This window comes from Anaerolineales bacterium, assembly GCA_022866145.1.
Taxonomy (GTDB): domain Bacteria; phylum Chloroflexota; class Anaerolineae; order Anaerolineales; family E44-bin32; genus PFL42.
Genome location: JALHUE010000382.1, coordinates 1 through 3,350, shown reverse-complemented (window position 1 = coordinate 3,350; position 3,350 = coordinate 1). Strand labels below are relative to the sequence as shown.

At 66.1% G+C, this 3,350-nt stretch carries 4 protein-coding genes and 1 pseudogene; all 5 read right to left on the bottom strand.

Translation table 11 applies throughout. The features are described 5' to 3' along the window. Positions 1-324, bottom strand: a 324-nt coding sequence (locus MUO23_11575; protein MCJ7513595.1) for a hypothetical protein, incomplete at its 3' end; no start/stop codon positions are given. A 40-nt stretch (positions 325-364) separates the two neighbouring features. Then, positions 365-784, bottom strand: a complete 420-nt coding sequence (locus MUO23_11570) for a secondary thiamine-phosphate synthase enzyme YjbQ (protein MCJ7513594.1) — start codon at positions 782-784, stop codon at positions 365-367. Positions 785-837: 53 nt separating this feature from the next. After that, a pseudogene (locus tag MUO23_11565) lies at positions 838-1,649 on the bottom strand (DUF1295 domain-containing protein). A 181-nt stretch (positions 1,650-1,830) separates the two neighbouring features. Then, positions 1,831-2,550 (bottom strand): tetratricopeptide repeat protein, encoded by a 720-nt coding sequence (locus MUO23_11560; GenBank protein MCJ7513593.1) that lies wholly within the window; start codon positions 2,548-2,550, stop codon positions 1,831-1,833. A gap of 292 nt (positions 2,551-2,842) precedes the next feature. Beyond that, positions 2,843-3,350, bottom strand: a 508-nt coding sequence (locus tag MUO23_11555; protein MCJ7513592.1) for a hypothetical protein, incomplete at its 5' end; no start/stop codon positions are given.

The following is a 3,350-nucleotide window of genomic DNA, read 5'->3' as shown; positions in this document are numbered from 1 at the left end:
CCAGCCGCCGGCGTCGGGGTCATCGAACACCAGCGCCAGGCTGGCTGCTCCCTCTGGCAGGGATTCCCAGATCAGGGCTGGTGACGTATCGTCCCCGTCACAGGTGTGCACCACGGGGATCTCCTCGTCCGACTCGTAGGCAGGGCTGCGAAGCACCATCGGGTGCGGCTCTTCTGCGGTCGCGGCCGGTGCCGGAGCCGCCTCACTGGGCGGGGGCAAGGGGCCCGGCGTCGCCGAAAGCGGCGCCTCAAGCGTCGGTTCAGCAGGGGCGCCGCATGCGCTCACGAGTCCTGCGATCAGCACCGCCAGCATCCCGCGTCTCATCTGAACCTCCTGCGCTGGTGGCCAGCGCCGCGGCGGGCCACTATTCGCCGATGATTTTGACGAGCACCCGTTTTCGCCGGCGGCCATCGAACTCCCCGTAGAAGATCTGCTCCCAGGGGCCGAAATCTAGTTGTCCGCGGGAGACAGCAACCACGACCTCGCGCCCCATGACTTGCCGCTTCAGGTGGGCGTCAGCGTTGTCCTCGCCGGTGCGGTTGTGCCAGTACCCACTCACGGGCTCGTGCGGGGCGAGCCTCTCCAACCAGGTCTCATAGTCGTGGTGCAGCCCAGACTCGTCATCGTTGATGAAGACCGAGGCCGTGATATGCATGGCGTTGACCAAGACCAAGCCTTCCTTCACCTGGCTTTCGGCCAAGCAGGCTTCAACATCAGGGGTGATGTTGACAAACCCTCTCCGTTCTGGCAAGGAGAACCACAATTCCTTCCGATAGCTGCGCATGGCAAGGCTCCGTTCTGGGTGCGCCTCGACAGGCGGGCTCGATCGAGGCGCCTTCAGCCTACCCCCCAAGGCCGATTCCTTTCCCGCCGGGGAGGCAGGGGGATGAACCCGCTGGTGTTGGCCATGTACCGTTCGTAGCCTGGCTTGGTGTGGGCCAGCCTCCGTTCGAGCATCGTTGCGCCGGAGACCCGAAGCAGCAGCCAGGTCATCAGGATTGGGCTGAACACTGTCCAGTACGCATCGACCGCCACCGCCAGCCCAAACAAGCCCCACCACTACAGCGCGTCCCCAAAGGTTTTGGGATGGCGCGTGGTGCGCCATAGTCCGTGCGTCAGGAGCTTCCCTCGATGCTCCGGATTGGACCTAAAGGGCGCCAATTGCCAGTCGCCAACGCTCTCGAACAAGAAGCCGATCGACCAGAGCCCGAAGGATAACCCATCCATCCAGATTAGAACCGGCGGCGTGGGACTTGCCGGGGCCGCCACCAGCGGAAAGCCGATCACCCAGGTCAGCACGCCTTGCAGAAGGAAGACCTTGAAGTAGCTCCTCCACCACCAGGCGGAGCCGGCTTGTTCGCGCCAAAGGCGTAGCGGAAATCCTCCGGCCGCCGCCGATTGCGGGCCAAGAGATGAGCTGCCAGGCGTATCCCCCACAGGCTGACCAGCACGGTGGCCGTCACCTTACGGGCAGGGGTGCCATCGGGGGTGAGCAGGACATGCACCAGGTTGAGCGCTACGAAACCCAGCCCCCAGAAAACGTCAACAATGCTTGCATCTCGCAGGCGCAGACTGATCAGCCAAAGCAGGGTGACCAGGACAACCAGCACCGCCAATCCGAGACCTGCCGCCGTCGCCAGGCCGATCATGCCCTGATCCACCGGTCGACGCCCCCCATCGCATCCTCGCCCTGCTGGCAGACAGCAGGCAAAGACCACGTAGCTGACAGCCCTCGATGCAGGCCCCGCTCGATCGTCCGCTGCCGGGATCACGGCGCAAGGATCGTCCGAAGATCCGGTGCGGGAGCCTAGCGGCGGATGAATTCCGCGTTCACTGTGCGTACAGAGCCTGGTAGCGCGGGTCGCTCCGCAACGCCTCGAAATCCGGATCCTGCTTGGACCACGCCGTCAGGTCGGGGCGCAGCCGCAGGGCCTCGGTCAGCCGCGCCAGCGCCTGGTCGGTCTCGCCCTGCAGGGCATAGGCGCAGGCCAGGTTGTAGCGCCCGACGCCGAGCCACTCTGGGCTCGGACTGACGGCATCCATCGCCTCCAGCACGCGTTCCTGGAGGCGCAGCGACTCAGCCCCCATCCCGATCTGCCGGTAGGCCAGCGCATAGTGAACCACCGGATGCAAGATGGCCGATCCCAGCAGGCGGCGCCACAGCGGTTGGCCGCCCAGCCAGGGGAACAGGGCGGGGTTCTCTAGAGCCACCCCCTCGAGCCTCTGCAATGCACCCAGCGTCCGCTGATGGGCATGCGTCAAGAGCGCTTCGGTTTCGCCCCAGGTCAGATCCTTCGCACTGGCGAAGATGACCTGGTTCACCTGGTCGGGCTCATCCGGTCCCGCGTCGTCCGGCGCGACGGCGGGGTTTTCCATGGCCTGAACGAAGACCAACTTCCACACTGCCTGGTGGATCATGCTGTCTCTGGCCGTCCATTGCTGCGAGGATCCTCGAGCCGTCCTCGCCCGGGTCGGGACAGCCCGCATCAGGCGGAGTTCTTCCTGTCGTCCGAACGCCAGCGCCTCCCCGACTCTGTCCTTGATCGACATCCGACCGCCTCCTCTGCCCGTCCGTCCCCGGGCTGGCGCCGCCGCAACGCGTGGCGCCACCGCCCTTCCGATCACCAGACCTCGCCCAGTTGCGCGCCGGCTGCCCGGGCAACGTCAGAGGTTGCCGTATCTGGTGACAACCGCGCCAGCAGGCCTCAATCCGCCGCCCTTCTGGGAGCTCCTGGCCGCAACCGAAGCTGGGTGGGCGCTGACCGGTCCCTGCCCAGGCTTCGCCGGACGTCCGCCGAGCGGGCAGCGTGACTCCCCGCGATGGGCGCGGGGCTCCACGCCCTCAGCCGGCATCGGGGTCCCCGAGTCCATCCGGAGGCGGCTGGGAGAACGCGCCCCGCGTCGCCAATAGCGGGATCCCGGCCAGGAGGAGAATCAGCCCGTTGAGGGCGGCGTTGAAGATCACTCCATATCGGAGCGAGGCCGCGGTGTCCAAGGCAAACCACAACACCAGGCTCCAGGCGATGGCCGGCCATACCCAGGGCTGCCTGGCCCGGAAGGGCACCCTAGCCACGAACAAGAGAAGCAGCCCCCAGCCAGCGACCGTCGCTCCCCACGCGCTTAGCACCCAGGATTGATAGCGTTCAGCCGCCTGCGGGATAGCTCCCGACGGCCAGAAGGCCGGATCGATCTGGGAGTGAAACCCCTGAAACAGCGGGGTGCTGATGAAGAGCGCCATCAGCAGACCGAACCCCGTGATCAGCCAGGCTACGATCTCCAGCCATCGTTGCCAGAACCGGAAGCGATCCATGGCGATCCCTCCATGCGCGCTTGCCGACCAGCGAGAGACT

What these genes read in the sequence shown, in the direction of transcription:
- MUO23_11570 (MCJ7513594.1), bottom strand. Translation starts at nt 784, where the DNA reads ATGCGCAGCTATCGGAAGGAATTGTGGTTCTCCTTGCCAGAACGGAGA.
- MUO23_11560 (MCJ7513593.1), bottom strand. Translation starts at nt 2,550, where the DNA reads ATGTCGATCAAGGACAGAGTCGGGGAGGCGCTGGCGTTCGGACGACAG.